We start from the raw sequence: 20,238 nt of genomic DNA on the forward strand, positions 1-20,238 counted from the left end.
AGTGTTTTTTTGTGGGAAAAGGTGTCTGAGTTTAATGTGAAGGGCGATTAGTGCAATAATCCAGCCGGGCCATAAAATTAGGAATTTATCAATTTTCTTGAGGTCAATGTTTATCAGTTCGTTATGTTCGATAACATTTGTCACTGTCATTAATAGGCATATCCCTATGCATATCATTAAAGCCAGTCCTTCGTTTGTTTTTGTTAAGTCTCTAATTTCTTGAGACACTGATTTTTTAAATACTCATCCAATTTAACTCTCCTGGTGTTGTTGTGCGCTTGATTGTTTTAATGGGATGAGTTGGTTTCTCGCGCGGATAGGGTTTGTTCGGTGTTCGGACTTGTTTTTACATAGGATTTAGATGGTGGTTTTTAATGTATCTGGAGCTTTTAATGCTGAGTGACCTGCTCAACAAATTGTTCTTGCAAGCTTAGCCGATCTAAACCACGTTGAAAAAATGGTGATGTTAATCCGACCTTTTTGGGTTAGCTTTGCTGCTCAAACGGGGTCTCTTCTGTAGAACCCCAGTCGATTAAATTCAACTGGGGTGTTGGCAGGCTTGGTTTGAGTTTTATACGTCCTCTGGGTTTTCCGTTAAAACTACAGAGTTCGCATTGATGGTCTGAAGATCCATCGTTTGCCCATCTGCAAAGATGATCAAATTCAATGACGTCTCTGTATTTCCATTGCCTTGGAAATGATGCATCACTTTCACAAAGTCATGGTTTGATCCGACTTGCTGAACATACAAGTCATCCCCGTAGTGTGCCAATCTAACCTGACCGGCTGTCAGATCTGGTTACTTAGTTGTCAGTTTTGGTTAATAGGTTACTTTGATGGTTTTCAATTGGTGATGTGACATGTTGATGTTGATTATAAGGATTTGATCGGGTTTCACTTTTTCTTTTGATTTTTTCGCGTCTCAAGGTGGTTTTATTTAAATATATGGAGTTGTTTCTTTATTTTTTTAGGGGGTGATCTTGATGTTCGATTTTTTCATGAGTCGTTTATATCTGATTTTAATAAGGTAGCTTAGTATTGCGTCAGAGGTCATCGGCCAACTAATAGTTCCTAAAGCTAGTATTAACAAATAAAGGAGTGTGTCGTGAAGTACTGGGCTCACGGCGTAGTATCGTTGATAATGAAAGTGAGATGTTCCGATGAGCCAGATCGGCATTATTAATAATATAACTATAGGGATTATTTGTTTGAGGTTTTCATTCATTACTATCATGGCGGCTACAAGGTCTTTTCTCTCAAGTTTTTGAAATCGGTACTCTAGTGTGTTGATGTTTTTGAATTGAGGTCTTAGTTTGCGGTTGATGCAGGATGAATTTTCATTGCATATTTGATTGATCGCTTTTATGGCCTCATTAATTGAGTTAGTGCTTTTGTTTTTGGATTCTATGATTTTGCACCAGTGGGCGGCATTAATAAATGCGCTGGTTAAAAATACTATTATTCCAATTTTGTCTAGATTTAGATGTGAAATCTTGTAAGATAAAATTATTAAGAGTAGGGATGACAAAAACCCCATGACTCTAAGGGTTTCTATAATTGTTTTTTTCATTGAAATATTTCTCCAGATTTTCGATTTTCTCTCTCGATAAAAGCCGCTGTTTCTCTTGTCGTCAACTCCCCATCGGGGTCAACAGCCTTAGCCACGCTTTAATTGCACTGGCCAGGCGCTCTCGCGCCTTAGTCTTCAAGTCCATTTCTTTTTCACGTTGTTTGGCCAGGTTCAGCAGGGCTGTTCGGTTGGCCCGGTCGAAATAAAATGCAAAGTTGTTGGCCAACTCTTGAAAGGCGGCTTTCGGTGGCAGTGCCATGGCTTACACCCCCTTGCCCAGTTCTAAAATGCTGATGTACTCACAGCGTTCGGTGTTGAGCACCCCCGACCCTCTTCTGGCTGTAAATACCTCCTTGAGTAAAGTCATAGTTTCGCCTTGGTCTGATTGGATGTCGTACTTAAAAAACTGCCCCGATGCATCCATTTCGCTAAACAGGTCGATGCGCTCAGTCGTCGTGCGGGGTTGGCCAACTTTGTCACCACCCACAGTATCAATGAGCCAAGTTTCGATGTAAAAAGTTCGTCCTGCCTTGTGGAAAATGTAAGCAGCAAAACGGCTGCGCTCGACGTCCCGTCCGCCCCCTTTTATTTTGGTCAAAAATAAATCCATTTCCCGGTCAATCGTCCAATATTGGGCGGGGCTGTGTCCAACAGGTCCAGTTCGTTTAATCACTGCATTTTCAATGGCTTCGTAGCGTGGCTTGTCCGCTTCGGGAATGTATTCGTTGACGAAGGGCATGGTGGGGCTCCGTTGGGGGTGAGGCGTTGCCGCATCATGTGCATCTGCAGGTATGCGGTGCTACAAATTTCATCGAATGGGTAGGCCGCCAGGTTTTGCCATGCAGCGATTCACAGGAAGCGGGATGCCGCAACCAATATGCAAACGATGATGAATAGAAATTTAAGTGCTTCTTTTGATTCCTCAAAATAAAAGTGCCCATCTTTCTTTTTCATTCCACTAACGATGTACGTGATGTACAGAACCCATGGGAATGCAAAAAATAGGCCGAACATGCCTATCTTGGTTTCCATCGGCAGGTCTTGGGCTGTTTTGGGGATTAGTTCGAGTGCTGCTATGAGTATCGATATAAAGATAGAAATTGCAGGAACTATTTTTCCTTTTTTGGGAAGTGGAATAATGATTTGAAGCGGAGTTAAGGTTTTTTTCTCCAATTGATAAAAGTGCGGTGCAAGGGAATGGCCGATAACAAAAAAGAATGAGGCCAAGCAAACAAACATGGTGTTTAAACTCTCTGTAATGGTTGGTGCAATGCGGGGCACGGCATCTGCCATCCATACAACCATTGGTGCATCGAGTGGGCAATTCCCCGTTCAGGTTCACCGGTGAGCGGGCCTTTCAGCACACAAAGCCAAACCCGGTACAATCCCTACAAATCCAATAAAAATTCAACAGAGGGGCGGTGCACCAGCGCCGCTGGAGACTTCATGAAACCCGTTCAACACCTGGCCTGGGTGTTGCCGCTGTGGCTGTGCGCCTGCGGTGGCAATACCGATTCAACCACTGCAACATCCACCTCGCCTTCGTCGGTGGTGAGCCCCGCCGAGGCAACAGCCATGCCCAAGCAATGCGCAAAGCAGTCTTGGGTAGCCGGCACCGTAGACCTGTGTAGCGGCGCGCTCATTTACCGCGACTATGTGTACGACGACTACGGTGCCGATGCGGGTGCCGTGTCGCCCCAAACACCGGCGGTGCTGAACCTCACCACCCGCTTGGGCAAACGCGGCTCACCCGTGGCCACCACACCCGGTTTGTTGTCGCCGACCGCAGGTGACCAGCGCTATCCGCAGGGCTTGGAAAACACGGCGGATTTGGTGCAGCTCACCCTGCGCATACAGGGCAACCAGTTGTTGGTGGATTTTGAGTTGAACACGATGTTCAACAGCGACGATGCATTGGCAGCCATCGCGATTGACACCGACAACAACCCCGCCACTGGTGGCGGTGCCTGGACACCGCTGAAAACGTCCAGCGCAGGTTGGGAGGTATTGAAGGTGTTTTCTTCCGGCGACCCCGACACCAACCACATCACCGGCAGCATGCCCTTGCCTGCGGGCAAGCTATGGCGGGTGCAGGCCGCTGTGGCGCAAAAAGATGGCACCGTCATGAATGTGGCCTTCCGTGGCCCCAACGAGCAAGCCAAAGCCGACGGATTGGGCCAGCAGTTCGCGCCGGGTGCGGGCAACTTCTGGGAAGACCTGCAGGCCGCAGCACTGGCCCGGGGTGACATTTCTGAATTTGGAGCAGTGGTCAATGTGGACGACCTGCGCAATGGCGTTAACAAACCCGCCGAAGTCGCACCCGGCTTTCACCAGCGGGTGTACACCTCGCAGTACACGCTGGGCGAGGGCATCAACATGGTGGGTGTTCCAGGTCAGCATGGCGACACGCAAATGCCCTGTGAGCAGTATTTCCATTACCTGGGCAAGTATCAGCCGTATGGCATTTACATTCCCAAGGCCAGTGCCAAGGCCATGCCCGGTGTGCAGTTGGTGATGCATGGTTGCGAGGCCAACCACGCCAGTCAGATCAACCAGCCCAATATGCAACAGCAGTTTGGCGAGGATTTGAACCGCATTCTGGTGGCCCCATTGGGCCGTGGTCCACATGGTTTTTATTCCGGTATTTCCGAGCGGGACGTGTTGGATGTGTTGTCCGATGTGCAGACCACTTATCCGCATGATCAGGACCGGGTGATTGCCAGCGGCTACTCCATGGGCGGCTACGCGGCCTTGCGTTTTGCATCGCTGTACCCTGACCGCTTCGCCGGCTTGGTGAATTGGGTGGGCTTCACCGGCGATGTGTTGAACACGCCCTTGCCCGGCAATGCGCTGCCCGGCCTGACCCAAAACCTGGCCGCCATGGCACCCAAACCGCTGCTGGCTTCTGGCAGCCGCTTGGGTGCAGCCGAAAACATCATCGACTTTATTGGCAACCTGCAGCATGTGCCCAGTGCCAACATCTATGGCATGCTGGACGAGTTGGTGCAAATCAACACCTCACTGGCCTTGGCACAGCGCTTTGATGCCGTGGGTGTGCCCTATCGCTTTTACCTGCACCCGGTGGCCGAGCACCTCACCTTCATGGCGCTGGACAATTGGCAGAAAGAGGCCGATGCGTCCAAGCCCTGGAGCCGCATTAAAAACCCGGCGCGGGTGTTGTACCGCACCGATGCCGGCTTGGACAACGCGCAGTACAACATCCGCCACGACAAGGCCTATTGGGTGTCCAGCATTCGTGCCCGCTCGGGCGGTGCCAGCGTGGTCGATTTGAATGCCCCAGCTTGTGGTGGGCAACAGCCGGTGTACCAAACCGGGTTTATTCAGGGCCTAAGCCCAGTGCCATGGGTTGGACAGCAGCGCATTCAAAGCCAAACCCAAGCGGTGATGGCAGCCAACACCCTGACTGGCAGCCTGAGCAATGTGCGCAGCCTGACGATCGACACTGCTGCCGTGTGTTTGAGCGGCAAGCCCCTGCAATACACCCTGACAGCCGATGGGCCGGTGGATGTCATCTTGAACGATGGCCGACGCCTGAGCCTGGTGGCCGGGGAGAACAAAGGGAACTTGTAAGCCGGGTTATCCTCATTTCGACAAAGGCGCTTGTCCGAATTGAGCAAGCATTTTTTCAGCAGCTTGTTTACGCTTTGAAAAAAAAGAAATGAGGAGACACAGCATGAACACAGCATTCGATGTGATCATCAAGAACGGCTTGTTGATGGACGGGCAGGGCGGCCCTGCGTCCATTCAACACCTGGGGATACGCAACGGGCGTGTGGCGGCCATCAGCCCCACACCGCTGAACGAGGCTGGTTGCCCCCGGGTGATTGATGCCACCGGGCGGTGGGTCACGCCCGGTTTTCTCGACACCCACACCCACTACGATGCCGAGCTGATTGTGGCGCCGTCATTGTCAGAGTCGGTACGCCACGGCGTCACCACCGTGTTGGTGGGCAGTTGCTCGCTCAGCATGATTTGTAGCGACTCCGAAGACGCCTCCGACATTTTTACCCGTGTGGAAACGGTGCCCCGCGAAAAGGTGTTGCCCATTCTTCGCGAACACAAGCGTTGGAACTCGCCCCAAGAATGGGTGGGCTTTCTAAAAACCCACCCCTTGGGCCCCAACGTGATTTCGTTTTTGGGCCACAGCGACATCCGCGTGAGCGTGATGGGGTTGGAGCGGGCAACCGACCGGTCTGTGGTGCCCACGGAAGCAGAAATGCAGCGCATGGAAGCCCTGTTGGAAGAGGCCTTGAAGGCCGGGTTTTTGGGCTTGTCGACCATGTCGTTGAAGTGGGACAAGGTGGACGGCGACCGGGCCTGGTCCAAGAGCCTTCCCAGCACCTACGCACGCTGGCGCGAAACCCGCCGCTTGAACAGCTTGCTGCGCCGCTACAATCGCGTGCACCAGGGTGCGCCCAATGCAGCCAACCCGTTTCAAATTCTGGAATTCCTCAGCGAGACCATTGGTGGCTGGCTTCGTAAGCCACTCAAAACCACACTGATTGCCCTCATCGATTTGAAGGGCAATAAAACCGTGAAGCCCATGGCCCAGTTGGCCTCGTGGGTGGCCAATGCACTGGGCGGCAACTTCCGTTGGCAACTGTTGCCCACGCCGTTCACCGTGTACGCCGAGGGCATTGATGTGGTGTTTTTTGAGGAGTTTGGCGCCGGCGAAATGGCGTTGGACCTGCGCGACCAGGTGGCCCGCAACGCGCTGTTGAAGGACGAAAGCTACCGCCGCAATTTCCGCAAGTTCTACGGCGAAAAGCTGAGCCCGCGCGTGTGGCAACGCGACTTTGGCGATGCGCAAATTCTGGAATGCCCCGATGCCACCCTGGTGGGCAAAAACTTTGCCGAGGTGGCCCAAGCGCGTGGCATTCATGTGGTCGATTTATTCCTCGACCTGGTGGTGGAGTTTGGCCGCAGCATTCGCTGGTACACCACCGTGGGCAACCACAAGCCCGATGTGGTGCGCAGCTTGGTGCAACACAAACATGCCCTCATCAGTTTTTCCGATGCGGGCGCGCACATTCGCAACATGGCTTTTTATAACCTGCCGCTGCGCTTTTTAAAGCTGGTGCATGAAAGTATTCAAGCAGGCAAGCCTGTGATGAGCATCGAAAAAGCCGTGTGGCGCATGACGGGTGAACAAGCCGACTGGTTTGGCCTGGATGCTGGCAAACTGCGTGTGGGCGACCGTGCTGATGTGGTGGTCATCAATCCCCAAGCCTTCAATCAAAACCTGGAAGAAGTGCACTGGGCCGAGATGCAAAACTTTGGCCTACAACGTTTGGTGAACCGCAACCCCGGCATTGTGGAGCATGTGTTCATCAACGGCAAAGTGGCTGTCGAGCATGGTGAGGTGGCGCCGCAATTGGGCACCGAGCACGGCTATGGCCAGTTCTTGCCTGTTCAATCCACTGGCGAACAAAGCAGGCTCACCGCATGAGCCTGACTGTGATTGAAGCGCAGGTGCAAGCCGCAGGCCTCACCTTTCCAGTATTGCGTGCAGGCGCCACCGGCCCCCTTGTGGTGTGCTTGCACGGCTTTCCAGACAACCCGGAAGGCTACCGCGGCATTGCCGCCACACTGGCGGCGCAAGGCTACCAAGTGGTGTGCCCGTATTTGCCCGGTTACAGCCCCCTGAACCAACGGCGGGATGGCGCGCACGACCCTGTGTTTGTGCGTGATGCACTGAATACGTTGGTGGAGGTTTTGCTGAAGGAAACTGGCCAGCAGCAGTGCCATTTGGTGGGGCATGACTGGGGCTCGGTGATTGCCTGCCTGATGGCCCAACACCGCCCCGACTTGTTCAAAACCCTGTGCGCCATGAGTGTGCCCTACGGCATGAGCTGGTTAAAAATTGCCACGCGTTGCCCGGTGTACATTGTGCATGCCTGGTACATCTTGTTTTTTCAGTTGCGGAGTTTTGCCGACTGGTTGATCAGCCGCAAAGGCTTTGCCTTGTTGGCTTGGCTGTTGAAGTTTTGGAGCCCCGGGTATGCGGGCATGCCCAGCATGCAGAAGTCTGTCATTAAAACCTTTCAGCAACCAGGTGTGTTGAAGGCTGCATTGGAGTATTACCGAACGTCCATGTTTTCATTCATGCCGCTGGGGTTTCACATCCGTTCGCTGTTCAACAAAACCATTCCAGTGCGCACCTTGGCCTTGCGGGGCCAGTTTGACGTCACCATGCCCGAGGCGGTGTGGGAAGTGGTCAGCCCCAAAGCATTTCCCAAAGGCATCACGCTGGAGGTGTATGCCGGTGCAGGGCACTTTACTCAATACGAGCGGGCCGATGCGATTGCACAGCGCCTGTTGGCTTGGTTCAAGCAAGGAGAAACGGCAGCATGAAGGCCATCACCATTCAAAGCTGGGGGCTAAACCCACCCTTGGTGATGGGCTCATACGATGAGCCCAAGTTGAGCAGCACCGATGTATTGGTGCAAGTGCATGCCAGCTCGGTCAACCCGAAAGACTGGAAGTTGAACTACAGCATTGCCCGCGCGATGACGCCAATCGGTGTGCGCCTCGCCCTCGGTGCCGCTGGCGGCATTAACGGCCTTGCAAGGCTTGCGAAAAGGCAAGGCAAAAGCAGGCAGCAAGGTGTTGATTATCGGCGCATCGGGCGGCGTGGGCACGTTTGCTGTGCAGGTGGCCAAGGCCATGGGCTGCCACACCACGGGTGTGTGTAGTGGCCGCAATGTGGACTTGGTGCGCAGCTTGGGCGCCGATGCCGTGATCGACTACACACAAGGGGATTACCGCCAGCGTGCAGGTGAGTTTGATGTGGTGTTTGATGTGACCTCGTTTGAAACCCCGAAAAGGTGCAAGGCCTTGATGGGCCAGAGCGGGTACTTTATTTCAACCGCAGGACAGGCCAATGCGTATTGGGGCATGGCCTCTGCAAAGCTGGGCTTTCTATCCCAGGCCAATGCGCGCGCCCAATTCATTTTTGTAGAAAGCTACACCCGCGATTTGATTACCTTGCGCGAATGGATAGAGGCAGGGCAAGTAAAGCCCATCATCGACAGCGTGTTTGACTTTGAACACACCGAGGATGCCTACGCGCGCAGCAAAAGCGGCCGCGCGCGCGGCAAGGTGGTGGTCAAGCTTGCTGGTTCTTAGGGTTCACCGTATGCAGGTTTGACCCCTTTCGCAAAAATCTGTATTGTAGAAACAATCGTATCTACATTTGATTGAGCCATTTAACTGAGGCGCGGGGGTGACCATGCACAGTGAAATCAAGCGGTGGGGCAACAGCGCAGCCATTCGCTTGTCCAGCAAGTTGTTGGCCGAAGCCCGGCTGGATGTGTCCAGCCCGGTCAACATCGAAGTATTGGACGGCAAGATCATCATCGAGCCTTTGGCGCAGGTGCCGCGCCGCCGTGTCCATTTGCCGTTTTCCGAGGCTGACTTGCTGGAAGGGCTGAACAGCGACACTGCCCACGCGGACTTGCTGGCCAAACCGTCCAACACCGAGTTTGGTGAGGACTGATGGCTGCTGCTTATGTTCCAGACCGCAACCAAGTGGTGTGGCTCGACTTTGAGCCCACCAAGGGCAAAGAAATTGGCAAGTACCGCCCGGCTTTGGTGTTGTCGTCCCGCCAATACAATCAGCAAACTGGGTTGCTGATTTGCTGCCCAATCAGCACCAGCATACGGGGTGGGCCCACAGAAGTGCCATTGGGCAACCTGAAGGGTGCTTTGGAAAAAGACGCTGTGGTTGCCGCCAGTTTGATCCAAACCTTGTCGTGGAAAGAACGCAAGGCCAAGCGCATTGCAGATGCCGATGTCGGCGTGATGGAACAGGTGTTGGTTCGGTTACTGCCGCTGATTGGGGCAGACAGCATCATCGACAAATTTATTGAATGAGACCGGCACGAGACCAAAAACACTGCGGTGGTTTTATTAACCGCCGCAGTGCCTTGTCACTTTAGTCTTCCAGCAAATCCAGGTTGCGTACAGCGCCTTTGTCAGCGCTGGTGGCCAGCATGGCATAGGCCTTCAGCGCAGCCGACACCTTGCGAGGCCGTGGCTTTACCGGCTTCCAGCCCAGTTTGTCCTGCTCGGCACGGCGCTTGGCCAGCTCTTCATCGCTCACCAACACGTTGATGGTGCGGTTCGGGATGTCGATGCGGATGCGGTCGCCATTTTTCACCAAACCAATGGCGCCACCGGCTGCGGCTTCGGGTGAGCAATGGCCAATCGACAGTCCTGATGTACCACCCGAAAAGCGGCCATCGGTCAGCAAGGCGCAGGCTTTGCCCAAGCCCTTGGACTTGATGTAGCTGGTGGGGTAGAGCATTTCCTGCATGCCGGGGCCGCCTTTGGGGCCTTCGTAACGCACCACCACAATGTCGCCGGCTTTCACGGTGTCGTTCAAAATATTCTCTACCGCTTCGTCCTGGCTTTCCACCACATGGGCTGGGCCTTCAAACACCAGCAGGCTGTCGTCCACGCCGGCGGTTTTCACCACGCAGCCGTCCAGTGCAATATTGCCGTGGAGCACGGCCAGGCCGCCTTCCTTGCTGTAGGCGTTTTCCAGTGAGCGGATGCAGCCCTCGGCGCGGTCCACGTCGAGGCTGGGCCAGCGGGTGTTTTGGCTGAATGCCACCTGGGTGGGAATACCGGCTGGGCCAGCCATGTAGAAGTGCTTGACCGCGTCGCTGGGGTTGCGGGCAATGTCCCACTGGTCCAGCGCGTCTTTCATGGTTTTGGCGTGCACGGTGGGCACGTCGGTGTGCAGGTTGCCCGCACGGTCCAGCTCGCCCAAAATGGCCATCACGCCGCCAGCGCGGTGCACGTCTTCAATGTGGTACTTGTTGGTGTTGGGGGCCACCTTGCACAACTGCGGCACCACGCGGGACATGCGGTCGATGTCGGCCATGGTGAAGTCGATGTTGGCCTCTTGTGCTGCGGCCAGCAAATGCAGAATGGTGTTGGTGGAACCGCCCATGGCGATGTCCAGCGCAATGGCATTCTCGAAGGCCTTGAAGCCCACGGAACGGGGCAGCACGCTCTCGTCCTCGCCTTCGTAGTACTGCTTGCACAGCTCAACAATGCGGCGGCCTGCGTTTTTAAACAATTGCTCGCGGTCGGCATGCGTGGCCACAACAGTACCGTTGCCGGGCAGGGACAGGCCCAGGGCCTCGGTCAGGCAGTTCATGGAGTTGGCGGTGAACATGCCCGAGCAGGAACCGCAGGTGGGGCAGGCCGAGCGCTCAACTTCAGCCAGGTCGGCATCGCTCACTTTGTCGTCGGCGGCCATCACCATGGCGTCGATCAGGTCGAGCTTTTTGAATTCAATGGTTTGTGTTTTGGGGTTGGCCAGTTTTACCTTGCCCGCTTCCATGGGGCCGCCGGACACAAAAATCACGGGGATGTTCAGGCGCATGGCGGCCATCAACATGCCGGGGGTGATTTTGTCGCAGTTGGAAATGCACACAATGGCGTCTGCACAGTGGGCGTTCACCATGTATTCCACTGAGTCGGCAATGATGTCGCGGCTGGGCAGGGAATACAGCATGCCGTCGTGGCCCATGGCAATGCCGTCATCGACCGCAATGGTGTTGAATTCTTTCGCCACACCGCCGGCTGCTTCAATTTCACGGGCCACCAATTGGCCGAGGTCTTTCAGGTGCACATGGCCGGGTACAAACTGGGTGAACGAGTTGGCCACGGCGATGATGGGCTTGCTGAAGTCGTCGTCCTTCATGCCGGTGGCGCGCCACAGTGAGCGGGCGCCCGCCATGTTGCGGCCGGCGGTGGAGGTTTTTGAGCGGTATGCGGGCATGGGGGTTTCCTGCAGGTGTTGCAATGGCAAACCCCCATTTTAACGGAGTTTTAAGCCGGGCGTTTGCCTACAGGCCCAGTGCCGACAGGCCCGGGTGCTCGTCGGGCCGAATGCCCTGTGGCCAGTGGAACAGGCGATCATCCTCGGTGATGGGGATGTCGTTGATGCTGGCGTGCCGCTCGGCCATGAAACCGTTCTCGTCGAATGCCCAGTTCTCGTTGCCGTGGCTGCGAAACCACTGGCCGGACATGTCCTGCCATTCGTAGACAAACCGCACGGCGATGCGGTTCTCGGTGTGGGCCCACAGTTCCTTGATGAGGCGGTACTGCTGTTCCTTTTGCCATTTGCGGGTCAGAAATTCCACAATGGCTTCCCGCCCGGAAAAGATCTCGCTGCGGTTGCGCCACCGAGAATTGGGCGTGTAGGCCAAGGCCACCTTTTGCGGGTCGCGGGTGTTCCAGGCGTTTTCCGCTGCGCGTATTTTTTGCCGTGCGGTGTCGGCGGTAAAAGGGGGCAGTGGTGGGCGTGGGGCTTCGTGGGTCATGGTTGTTGGGTCCTGCTCACAAGGGTTTCGAGTTGGGCAATGCGGTCATGCAGTGGTTGAATGATGGCTGCGATTTCGCGCTCGGTAAAGCGGGGCGTGATGTACTTGGGGCAATTCCAGTCAAAGGCTTCCACGTTGATCTGCCAACAGCGTTCCGCCTCGGTCAACAAGGTGGCGGTCCCCAAAATTTTGAGGCGTTTTTGCTGGGCGTAGTCCATGAGGATAAGCGCGATGCGGTTGTTGCCGTGCAAGTTGCCGTCGCTCACAAACTGCGCGTTGCCACGAAAGTCGGGCACCAGCAGTGTGTTGGGGCCTTGCACCTGGATGAAACCCTGCGGCCCGCCCCGGTGTTGGACATAGGGCCAGCCCGTCTCGCTCACCGTGGCCTGAAAAAAGTGGTCGCGGCTTTCGATAAAGGCTTTTTCCCGGGGGCCCAGGGCGTGGCCTGCCGTTGAGCTGGCCTGCAGGGCTGCGTAGCGTTCACGGCTGCCCGCTTCAAGCTGGCGGTTTTTCACGGTGTTGGTGAATGCAATGTCGGCAAAGGCGTGTCCCATGGTGGTCTCCCCGGGCTGTGTTTCAGGCGGCCAGTTGAAGGTTGATTTTCGGGAAGTCAATGTCCACCTGGCTGACCTTCCCAACCACATTGGTCAGGAAGTTCAGGCCCACGTGCACAATCACTTCGATGATTTCAGCATCGGTGACGCCCACTGCCCGCAGGGTGAGCAGGTCGGCTGCAGACACCTCGCCGTGGGTGTCCATCACCTGTTTGGCAAAGCCGATGAGGGCGGCTGTTTTGGGGTGCTCATGGCGGCCGTGGCGGGCTTGCAGAATGTCGTCGGCTGCCAGGCCGGCCTTGCGGCTGATGGCGGTGTGGGCCGACACACAGTATTCGCACTCGTTTTGTTGGGCCACGGCCAGGGCGATGCGCTCGCGGGTGGCGGGCTCCAGCACGCCGCTGCTGGCAATGCCGTACAGGCCCAAAAAGGCTTTCAAGGCGTCGGGCGAGTTGGCAAACACTTTGAGGAAGTTCAGCACGCCACCCATTTGCTGCTCAATGGCTTTCAACAATTCCAGTTGTTCAGGCGTGGCGTTGGCGGGTGTGACGAGGTTCAAGCGGCTCATGGTGTTCTCCAGTTGGGGGTGTGTTGACCGCAGTGGCGGTGTGAAATCAGTCTCCATTGTTTTCAAAAGATACGGAATGGGTTAATGTGGAAGAACTTAATTGCTAAAATGGAAATAATTGTGGACAAGCTGCATGCGCTGGAGGTGTTTGTGGCGGTGGCGGAAACCGGTGGGTTTGCAGCGGGTGCGCGGCGCTGCAGGCTGTCAGCCCCGGTGGTGACCAAGCGTGTGGCCGAGTTGGAGCAGGCTTTGCAGGTGCGCTTGTTCAACCGCACCACACGGTCTGTGCAATTGACTGAGGCTGGTGAGCGTTACTTGCAGACCGTGAAACCTTTGCTGGAGCAAATGCGGGACGCAGACGAGGCACTCACCGGTTTGGCCAGCGCCCCGCACGGCACGCTGGTGGTGACGGCACCCGCACTGTTTGGCCGTTTGCATGTCATGCCGGCAGTGGTGAGTTATTTGCAGCAACACCCGGCCATGCAGGTGGTGAGCCTGTTTCAGGACTCGGTGCTCAGCCTGGTGGATGAAGGGGTGGATGTCGCCATTCGCATTGGCCCATTGCCCGACTCGCGTATGGTGGCCACCCCGCTGGGCCAGGTGCGCAAAGTGTTGTGTGCCTCACCCGGGTACTTCAAGGCCCACGGCAAACCAGCCACGCCGCAGGCGCTTGAGCAGCACAGCCTGATTGCCCCCATGCAGGTCAACCCGGTGCAGGAATGGCAGTTTGGGGCAGGGAAGCAGGCCACGGTGGTGCGTGTGGCCCCGCGCTTGGTGTGCAGCACAAATGATGCAGCCATTGAAGCTGCACAGCGGGGCTTGGGCATTGCACGGGTGTTGTCCTACCAAGTGGAGGAGGCTGTGCGCCAGGGCCGCTTGAGCTATTGCCTGGAGGAATATTGGCCTGAAGCGTTGCCGGTGAATGCGCTTCAACACGAAGGTCGAAGGCCTTCAGCAAAACTCAGGGCGTTTTTGGACCTTGCGGTGCCGTTTATTCGCCAGCGCTTGGGTTTTGCAGCGGCGTGATGTTCACCTTGTTGGTGAGGTAAACCCCAAACGCCGTGATACTGCCGCCCACCAGCATGGACACCAAAATCGGCTCGCGCAAAATGAGTGCCGACAAAGCAATGCCAAACACCGGCACCAGGTTGGTAAAAACCGCTGTGCGTGAGGGGCCCAGCTGCTGCACCCCTTGGTAAAACCACAAAAACGCCACCACCGTGCCGATGGCCCCCAGGTAGAGCAGGGCGACCCACACCGGCCAAGGTACAGCCGACCATTGAACGCTGCCAAGCTCATGCAATGAGCCCACAAATAAAAACAGCAAACCCCACAGGGTTGCCCAAGTGATGGCTGCAATGGGGCTCAAGGTTTCGCCCGCTTTGCGGGACACCAGCGTGTAGCAGGCCCAGCCCAACACCGCGATGGCCATCAGCCCTTCGCCGGGCCCCAGGGACTGGCTAACGTCGTGCAGGGTACCCAGCAAATCACCTCGGGTGATCACCACGCCCGCCCCAAACAAGGCCAGCGCAATGCCCGCCCAGCGCAGTGCACCCAAGCGCTCGCGAAACACCATGCTGGCCAGCACAGCCGTCATGATGGGGTTGAGGCTGACGATGAGCGCGGTGCGCCCGGCGGGCATGTGCGCCAGCGCTGCAAAAAAACAGATGTTGTACAGGGCAATGCCTGTGGCGCCCAGTGCAGCGGTGGTCAACAGCTGGTCGCGATTCAAGCGCTTTAGCCCGCCCTCACGCTGATAGGCCACGCCCAGCAGCAGCACGGCAGCCACCAGGTAGCGGCCAAAAGCGGCCGTCATGGCGGGCAAGTGCTGAGCCACTGTGCGGCCTGCCACAAAGGTACCACCCCAAAACAAAGCCACCAAGGTGAGTTTGAGCATCAGGATGGGTTGTGGGCGGGGGTTGGGGTTCATGGTGTGGTGTGTGCTGCGCGTGTGAAGCGTGAAGATTACCGCATTCGCTTGAGTATTTGGGTAAATCCACATAATATGGATTTAAATCCACAAAATATGTATTCACTATGTCTGCTGTCGATTTTCTGTTCACGCCGTCCGTTCGCAAGGTACTCCGGGCAACTTTGTTGAATCCGCAGCGACGATATTCACTGGGCGCTTTGCTGGATATTGCTGAATCGGGGCGCGGTAGTACCCAGAAACAGATTGAGCGCCTCATTTCGGCTGGCGTATTGATTGAAGAGCGGCCTGGTGGCCGCTTACGCATGATCTCAGCAAATCCTGATTATTTTTTATTTGATGAGCTTTGTTCGATTGCTCGAAAGACGTTCGGTGTCATTGAACCCGTCTCGGACGCGCTCCAACCCTTTTGGAAGGATATTGAGCAGGCGTTTTTGCATGGCTCGGTCGTGAAAGGCACTGACTCAGGAACCAGTGATATTGATTTGGTACTCATTGGTAATCCTTCTTATTTGGGTGTTAGCCAAGCATTGACCACGCTTGAGCAAACCTTGAAGAGAGCAGTTCACTTCGAGATTTATCACCCGGATGAATGGGCAACACTCTGTGAAAACGATCCCGTGGTTCAACAAATTGCCAATGGCCCAAAATGGAACCTTGAACTGAATGAACAGACCTCCTGAATACGCCAATCTGATCAAGACCAATGCTTTTGCGGAGGTTCAAGCAAATCCAGATGCATGTGCTGCACTGATTAAAAACGCACGAGACTACCACGACATGGTGAAACTGCTTCCAGAGGAAAAAACACTGCAGCGTTTCACCCTGGCCTACGAAGGTTTTTTTCAGATCGTTCAGGCAGTGCTGGAGTTTTATGGTGTTCGCACCAAAGATGCCGGAAGGAATACTGCCATTCTGCGCGTTGCCGCAGACCTGGCGTTTGAGTCTGGCGAAATTGCTGCTGTGGCCAGAGCGCATGATCGCCGAAACAATACTTCCTATCGCTCTCCTTTTCCGCCAATGTCCAGGGCTGAAGCTGATGCAATGATCAGCCTGCTGAGCAAAGCAATCCAAGGCGCTGAACGTTTGGTACAGAGCAGCGGACCATAAAAAGCCGCAACACCCTCCCCAGGTGTTGCGGTCGTTCGATGCAACGCCAGTTGCGAACGGCGATTACTTCACATCAAAGCGATCATTGTTCATCACTTTCACCCACGCGGCCACAAAGTCATTCACAAACTTGGCCTTGGCATCGTGTTGGGCGTACACCTCGGCAATGGCACGCAGTTGCGAGTTGGAACCAAACACGAGGTCGACTCGGGTACCGGTCCATTTCACTGCACCAGTTTTGCGGTCCCGGGCTTCATAGGCATTGCTGCCGGTGGGTTTCCACTCCACGCCCATGTCCACCAGGTTGGTGAAGAAGTCGTTGGTCAGCACGCCGGGTGTGTTGGTGAACACCCCGTGTTTGCTGCCACCCACGTTGGCACCCAGTACACGCAAGCCACCCACCAGCACGGTCATTTCCGGTGCAGTCAGGCTCAGTAGTTGAGCCTTGTCCACCAGCAACGCTTCGGCCTTGGCTTTGGTGCCCGCTTTGATGTAGTTGCGGAAGCCATCGGCCTGTGGCTCCAGCACGGCGAACGACTCCACATCCGTTTGTGCCTGTGTGGCATCGGTGCGGCCCGGTGTAAAGGGCACATTCACGGTGTGTCCAGCTTTCTTCGCGGCGTCTTCCACTGCTGCGCCACCGGCCAGCACAATGAGGTCGGCCAGTGACACTTTCTTGCCACCGCTTGCCGAGGTATTGAACTCTTTCTGGATGTTTTCCAGTTTGCTCAACACACGGGCCAGTTGCTCGGGCTGGTTTACTTCCCAATTGCGCTGGGGTTCCAGGCGAATGCGGGCACCGTTTGCACCACCACGCTTGTCCGACCCGCGGTAGGTGGATGCCGATGCCCAGGCGGTGCTCACCAGTTCGGCGGTACTCAAGCCGCTGGCCAGTACTTTGGCTTTCAGTGCTGCCACGTCTTGCGCATCAATCAACGCGTGGTCCACGGCGGGCACTGGGTCTTGCCACACCAGCACTTCCTTGGGCACCAAGGGGCCCAGGTAACGGGCCACTGGGCCCATGTCGCGGTGGGTCAGCTTGTACCAAGCGCGAGCAAACGCATCGGCAAATTCTGCTGGGTTGTTCAGGAACCGACGCGAAATTTTTTCATACGCCGGGTCAAAGCGCAGGGCCAGGTCGGCGGTTGTCATCATGGGCGCATGGCGCTTGTTGGGGTTGTGCGCATCCACCACGGTGTCGGCACCGGCACCACCCTTTGGGGTCCATTGGTGTGCACCCGCCGGGCTCTTGGTCAGTTCCCATTCGTATTTGAACAGCGTTTCCAGGTAGCCGTTGTCCCATTGTGTGGGGTTGGGTTTCCAGGCGCCTTCAATGCCGCTGGTGATGGTGTGCTCGCCTTTGCCGCTGCCAAAGCTATTCATCCAGCCAAAGCCCATGGTTTCCACATCGGCACCTTCTGGGGCCACGCCCACATGTTTGGCATCGCCTGCACCGTGGGCCTTGCCGAAGGTGTGCCCGCCGGCCACCAGGGCCACGGTTTCTTCGTCATTCATGGCCATGCGGGCAAAGGTTTCACGAATGTCGCGGGCAGAGGCCACGGGGTCTGGGTTGCCGTCCGGGCCTTCGGGGTTGACGTAAATCAGGCCCATTTGCACGGCTGCCAACGGGTTTTCCAGTTCGCGGTCTCCACTGTAGCGGCTGTTGGGTTTGTCGCTGGTGGCGAGCCATTCGGTTTCAGCACCCCAGTAAATGTCTTCCGAGGGTTCGAATACATCTTCACGGCCACCGGCAAAACCAAAGGTCTTGAAGCCCATGGATTCCAAGGCCACGTTGCCCGCCAAAATCATGAGGTCGGCCCAAGAAATCTGGTTGCCGTATTTTTGCTTGATGGGCCACAGCAGGCGGCGTGCCTTGTCGAGGTTGCCGTTGTCGGGCCAGCTGTTCAAAGGCGCAAAGCGCTGTTCGCCCGAGCCAGCACCGCCGCGGCCATCGGCCACGCGGTAAGTACCGGCGCTGTGCCAGGCCATGCGAATGAACAGCGGGCCGTAGTGGCCGTAGTCGGCTGGCCACCAGTCTTTGGAATCGGTCATGAGGGCATGCAGGTCTTTCACCACGGCATGCAGGTCGAGCTTTTTGAACGCTTCTGCATAATTGAATGCTTCACCCAGTGGGTTGGACTTCGCGGTGTGCTGATGCAGGATGCTGAGCTTCAACTGATTGGGCCACCAATCGGCATTTGACAGTGCGGTGTTCACGGCGTTGGCGCCGGCAGAGGCATGGAATGGGCATTTGGACAAATCGGACATATTCCCTCCTTGATCAGAGTGTGGTTGGTGTTTCAGTGTTGAATCAGTCTAACGTTTGGGCTGGCCTCAAGGCCAATGGAAAATCCTGACTGCGTTTATAGGCTAAACCGATGACGTGTCGATTGTGTTTATACTAAGGTACCACGGGCGGGTCGTTCTATGTTGAATCGTGTCTGGTTATCCATGTGTTTGGCGTTGGTGTTGGGGCTTGCCCAACAGCTGGCGGTTACGCACGTCTATCAGCACAACGCCGACTTCAATGCCGGTTCGGCGGCAGGCCACCTGTCGCAAAAAGACGAGCTGCATTCCGCGGCCAAGGTGTGTGCCAAGTGCCTGGCCCTGGCCGACTTTCAATCGGCACCGCCCGCCCACGCGCATCACTTGGTACCCATGGCGGCCAATGCACCGCAGGTGCATGCCCAAGCTGTTTTCGCTTCAACCAACGGGAGTGTGGTTTACCACTCCCGCGCACCGCCAGCACTCGCTTGAATTGTTGATCGTCCATTCGACTCATTCTTTTTAAGCGAGCTTTCCCATGTTCAAACGACACGTGTTGGCGTGTGCGTTGCTGTCGGCTTTTGGCGCATGCGCCTGGGCTGGCCCCAATGCAGTCACGTCCGCTTCTCCTTCTCCAAACGATTTGGCCCAGCTTCGCGCTGACTTCGAGGCCATGAAACAGGCCTACGAGGCCCGCATTCAGGCGCTGGAGCAGCAATTGCAGAGCACCCAGCAATTGGCCACACAGGCCGCTGCCCAGCCGCCCGTGCAAGCCGCTGCGGGCAGCAATGCATTCAACCCCGATATCTCGCTGATTTTGTCGGGCACTTACGCGTCCCGCAGCAACCCACAGCCTTACAACATCACTGGTTTTCAGGCTGGCGGTGAAATCGCCCCCGCAGACCGTGGATTCAATTTGGGCGAAAGTGAGCTCGGCATTTATGCCAATGTAGACCCCAACTTTTATGGCGGCTTGAACCTGGCGCTGGCACCCGACAACACCGTGGGAGTCGAAGAAGCCTTTGTGCAAACCACCAGCCTGCCCGCCAACCTCACGTTGAAAATGGGCCGGTTTTATTCAGGCATTGGCTACCAGAATGCACGCCACGCCCACACCTGGGACTTTGTGGACAACCCATTGGTGTATGCCGCGTTTTTGGGTAACCAGTTTGCGGACGATGGTCTTCAGCTCAAGTGGTTGGCCCCGACGGATTTTTTTCTTGAGCTGGGCGCGGAAATGGGGCGAGGTCGAATTGCGGAATCCAGCGGTCGCAGTAAAAACGGCACCGCAGCCGGTGCTGTGTATGGCCATGTGGGCGGCGACTGGGGCATCAGCAGCAGTTGGCGCGCGGGGCTAAGCTACCTTCAAGTGTCGCCAGAGGACCGCCAATCGACGGATGTGGATGCCACGGGCAGCGTGGTCACCAACACCTTCAATGGCCAAAGCAAGATTGCGATTGCCGACCTGGTCTACAAATGGGCACCCAACGGCAACCCGGTGGATCAAAACTTTACCTTCCAGACTGAATTCATGCACCGCTCGGAAGATGGGCTGCTGAATACCGACAGCTACCGCGCCTCGCAATCGGGTTGGTATGCCCAAGGGGTTTACCAGTTTGTGAAAGGCTGGCGAACTGGCCTTCGGTTGGACCGCCTGAATGGCGGCTCGGTGGATTATGGCGCCAACACATCCAACCTCGCTTTCACGGGCTACAACCCCAAACGCTTGAGCTGGATGATTGATTACAACCCAAGTGAGTTTTCACGCATTCGCCTCCAACTGGCGCGGGATGAGTCGAGCCAGCTTCGCGCAGACAACCAGTTGTTTGTTCAGTACCAGATGAGTTTGGGTGCCCATGGTGCCCACAGTTATTGAGGAC

Annotated in this window: 21 protein-coding genes; 12 read left to right on the forward strand and 9 right to left on the reverse strand. The window is 55.9% G+C overall.

What is annotated here, in order from left to right; genetic code table 11:
- Positions 1 to 1,631: 1,631 nt before the first annotated feature.
- The 3 genes from VGE55_RS00650 to VGE55_RS00660 all read right to left on the reverse strand — a co-directional run bounded on the left by VGE55_RS00650 (position 1,632) and on the right by VGE55_RS00660 (position 2,863).
- Positions 1,632 to 1,829, reverse strand: coding sequence for a hypothetical protein (locus VGE55_RS00650; protein ID WP_331129809.1), 198 nt, complete (start codon positions 1,827 to 1,829; stop codon positions 1,632 to 1,634).
- Positions 1,830 to 1,832: 3 nt separating this feature from the next.
- On the reverse strand, positions 1,833 to 2,309 hold the full coding sequence (locus VGE55_RS00655) for a hypothetical protein (RefSeq protein WP_331129810.1): 477 nt from the start codon (positions 2,307 to 2,309) through the stop codon (positions 1,833 to 1,835).
- A 110-nt stretch (positions 2,310 to 2,419) separates the two neighbouring features.
- On the reverse strand, positions 2,420 to 2,863 hold the full coding sequence (locus tag VGE55_RS00660; RefSeq protein WP_331129811.1) for a hypothetical protein: 444 nt from the start codon (positions 2,861 to 2,863) through the stop codon (positions 2,420 to 2,422).
- Positions 2,864 to 3,016: 153 nt separating this feature from the next.
- Between VGE55_RS00660 and VGE55_RS00665 the strand changes: the two genes are divergently transcribed.
- The 7 genes from VGE55_RS00665 (at position 3,017) to VGE55_RS00695 (ending at position 9,466) form a co-directional block, all read left to right on the forward strand.
- Positions 3,017 to 5,161, forward strand: coding sequence for an alpha/beta hydrolase (locus VGE55_RS00665; protein ID WP_331129812.1), 2,145 nt, complete (start codon positions 3,017 to 3,019; stop codon positions 5,159 to 5,161).
- Positions 5,162 to 5,264: 103 nt separating this feature from the next.
- Positions 5,265 to 7,040 carry an N-acyl-D-glutamate amidohydrolase gene (locus tag VGE55_RS00670; RefSeq protein ID WP_331129813.1) on the forward strand — a complete coding sequence of 592 codons (1,776 nt, stop codon included), beginning with the start codon at positions 5,265 to 5,267 and terminating at the stop codon, positions 7,038 to 7,040.
- Positions 7,037 to 7,945, forward strand: coding sequence for an alpha/beta hydrolase (locus tag VGE55_RS00675; protein WP_331129814.1), 909 nt, complete (start codon positions 7,037 to 7,039; stop codon positions 7,943 to 7,945). The genes VGE55_RS00670 and VGE55_RS00675 overlap by 4 nt, the downstream gene beginning before the upstream one ends.
- Positions 7,942 to 8,286 carry a hypothetical protein gene (locus tag VGE55_RS00680; RefSeq protein WP_331129815.1) on the forward strand — a complete coding sequence of 115 codons (345 nt, stop codon included), beginning with the start codon at positions 7,942 to 7,944 and terminating at the stop codon, positions 8,284 to 8,286. The genes VGE55_RS00675 and VGE55_RS00680 overlap by 4 nt, the downstream gene beginning before the upstream one ends.
- Entirely contained in the window at positions 8,198 to 8,719 is a 522-nt protein-coding gene (locus VGE55_RS00685; protein ID WP_331129816.1) for an NAD(P)-dependent alcohol dehydrogenase, read from the forward strand. The genes VGE55_RS00680 and VGE55_RS00685 overlap by 89 nt, the downstream gene beginning before the upstream one ends.
- A gap of 103 nt (positions 8,720 to 8,822) precedes the next feature.
- Positions 8,823 to 9,089 (forward strand): hypothetical protein, encoded by a 267-nt coding sequence (locus VGE55_RS00690; protein ID WP_331129817.1) that lies wholly within the window; start codon positions 8,823 to 8,825, stop codon positions 9,087 to 9,089.
- Positions 9,089 to 9,466: a type II toxin-antitoxin system PemK/MazF family toxin gene (locus tag VGE55_RS00695; protein ID WP_331129818.1), complete on the forward strand. Its 378-nt coding sequence runs from the start codon at positions 9,089 to 9,091 to the stop codon at positions 9,464 to 9,466. Before VGE55_RS00690 ends, VGE55_RS00695 begins: the two co-directional genes overlap by 1 nt.
- A gap of 61 nt (positions 9,467 to 9,527) precedes the next feature.
- Here VGE55_RS00695 and ilvD read toward each other — a convergent pair whose 3' ends face one another.
- The 4 genes from ilvD to VGE55_RS00715 all read right to left on the reverse strand — a co-directional run bounded on the left by ilvD (position 9,528) and on the right by VGE55_RS00715 (position 13,053).
- A complete protein-coding gene (ilvD, locus tag VGE55_RS00700; RefSeq protein WP_331129819.1) occupies positions 9,528 to 11,387 on the reverse strand; it encodes a dihydroxy-acid dehydratase in 1,860 nt (619 codons plus the stop codon).
- Positions 11,388 to 11,454: 67 nt separating this feature from the next.
- Positions 11,455 to 11,931, reverse strand: a complete 477-nt coding sequence (locus tag VGE55_RS00705; protein ID WP_331129820.1) for a nuclear transport factor 2 family protein — start codon at positions 11,929 to 11,931, stop codon at positions 11,455 to 11,457.
- Complete coding sequence (locus VGE55_RS00710; protein ID WP_331129821.1) at positions 11,928 to 12,485, reverse strand: pyridoxamine 5'-phosphate oxidase family protein; 558 nt, start codon at positions 12,483 to 12,485, stop codon at positions 11,928 to 11,930. The genes VGE55_RS00705 and VGE55_RS00710 overlap by 4 nt, the downstream gene beginning before the upstream one ends.
- A 22-nt stretch (positions 12,486 to 12,507) precedes the next feature.
- Complete coding sequence (locus VGE55_RS00715) at positions 12,508 to 13,053, reverse strand: peroxidase-related enzyme (protein WP_331129822.1); 546 nt, start codon at positions 13,051 to 13,053, stop codon at positions 12,508 to 12,510.
- An 84-nt stretch (positions 13,054 to 13,137) separates the two neighbouring features.
- Between VGE55_RS00715 and VGE55_RS00720 the strand changes: the two genes are divergently transcribed.
- A complete protein-coding gene (locus VGE55_RS00720) occupies positions 13,138 to 14,079 on the forward strand; it encodes a LysR family transcriptional regulator (RefSeq protein ID WP_331129823.1) in 942 nt (313 codons plus the stop codon).
- On the opposite strand, the gene VGE55_RS00725 is transcribed toward VGE55_RS00720, so the two are convergent.
- The gene (locus tag VGE55_RS00725; RefSeq protein ID WP_331129824.1) at positions 14,045 to 14,983 is read right to left on the reverse strand and encodes a DMT family transporter; all 939 of its coding nucleotides are present in this window, start codon (positions 14,981 to 14,983) and stop codon (positions 14,045 to 14,047) included. The two genes, VGE55_RS00720 and VGE55_RS00725, sit on opposite strands and share 35 nt — an antisense overlap.
- 107 nt (positions 14,984 to 15,090) lie before the next feature.
- On the opposite strand from VGE55_RS00725, the gene VGE55_RS00730 reads away from it, so the two are divergent.
- Together VGE55_RS00730 and VGE55_RS00735 are read left to right on the forward strand one after the other, a co-directional pair.
- Positions 15,091 to 15,666 (forward strand): nucleotidyltransferase domain-containing protein, encoded by a 576-nt coding sequence (locus tag VGE55_RS00730; RefSeq protein WP_331129825.1) that lies wholly within the window; start codon positions 15,091 to 15,093, stop codon positions 15,664 to 15,666.
- Positions 15,650 to 16,093: a hypothetical protein gene (locus VGE55_RS00735; protein WP_331129826.1), complete on the forward strand. Its 444-nt coding sequence runs from the start codon at positions 15,650 to 15,652 to the stop codon at positions 16,091 to 16,093. The genes VGE55_RS00730 and VGE55_RS00735 overlap by 17 nt, the downstream gene beginning before the upstream one ends.
- A gap of 63 nt (positions 16,094 to 16,156) precedes the next feature.
- Here the strand turns inward: VGE55_RS00735 and katG are convergent, their stop codons facing one another.
- Entirely contained in the window at positions 16,157 to 18,361 is a 2,205-nt protein-coding gene (katG, locus tag VGE55_RS00740) for a catalase/peroxidase HPI (RefSeq protein ID WP_331129827.1), read from the reverse strand.
- A gap of 159 nt (positions 18,362 to 18,520) precedes the next feature.
- On the opposite strand from katG, the gene VGE55_RS00745 reads away from it, so the two are divergent.
- Complete coding sequence (locus VGE55_RS00745; protein WP_331129828.1) at positions 18,521 to 18,850, forward strand: hypothetical protein; 330 nt, start codon at positions 18,521 to 18,523, stop codon at positions 18,848 to 18,850.
- 46 nt (positions 18,851 to 18,896) lie between these two features.
- Positions 18,897 to 20,234: a hypothetical protein gene (locus VGE55_RS00750; RefSeq protein WP_331129829.1), complete on the forward strand. Its 1,338-nt coding sequence runs from the start codon at positions 18,897 to 18,899 to the stop codon at positions 20,232 to 20,234.
- The last annotated feature ends 4 nt before the right edge of the window (positions 20,235 to 20,238 follow it).

The organism is Limnobacter sp. (assembly GCF_036405155.1).
Classification (GTDB): Bacteria; Pseudomonadota; Gammaproteobacteria; order Burkholderiales; family Burkholderiaceae_B; genus Limnobacter.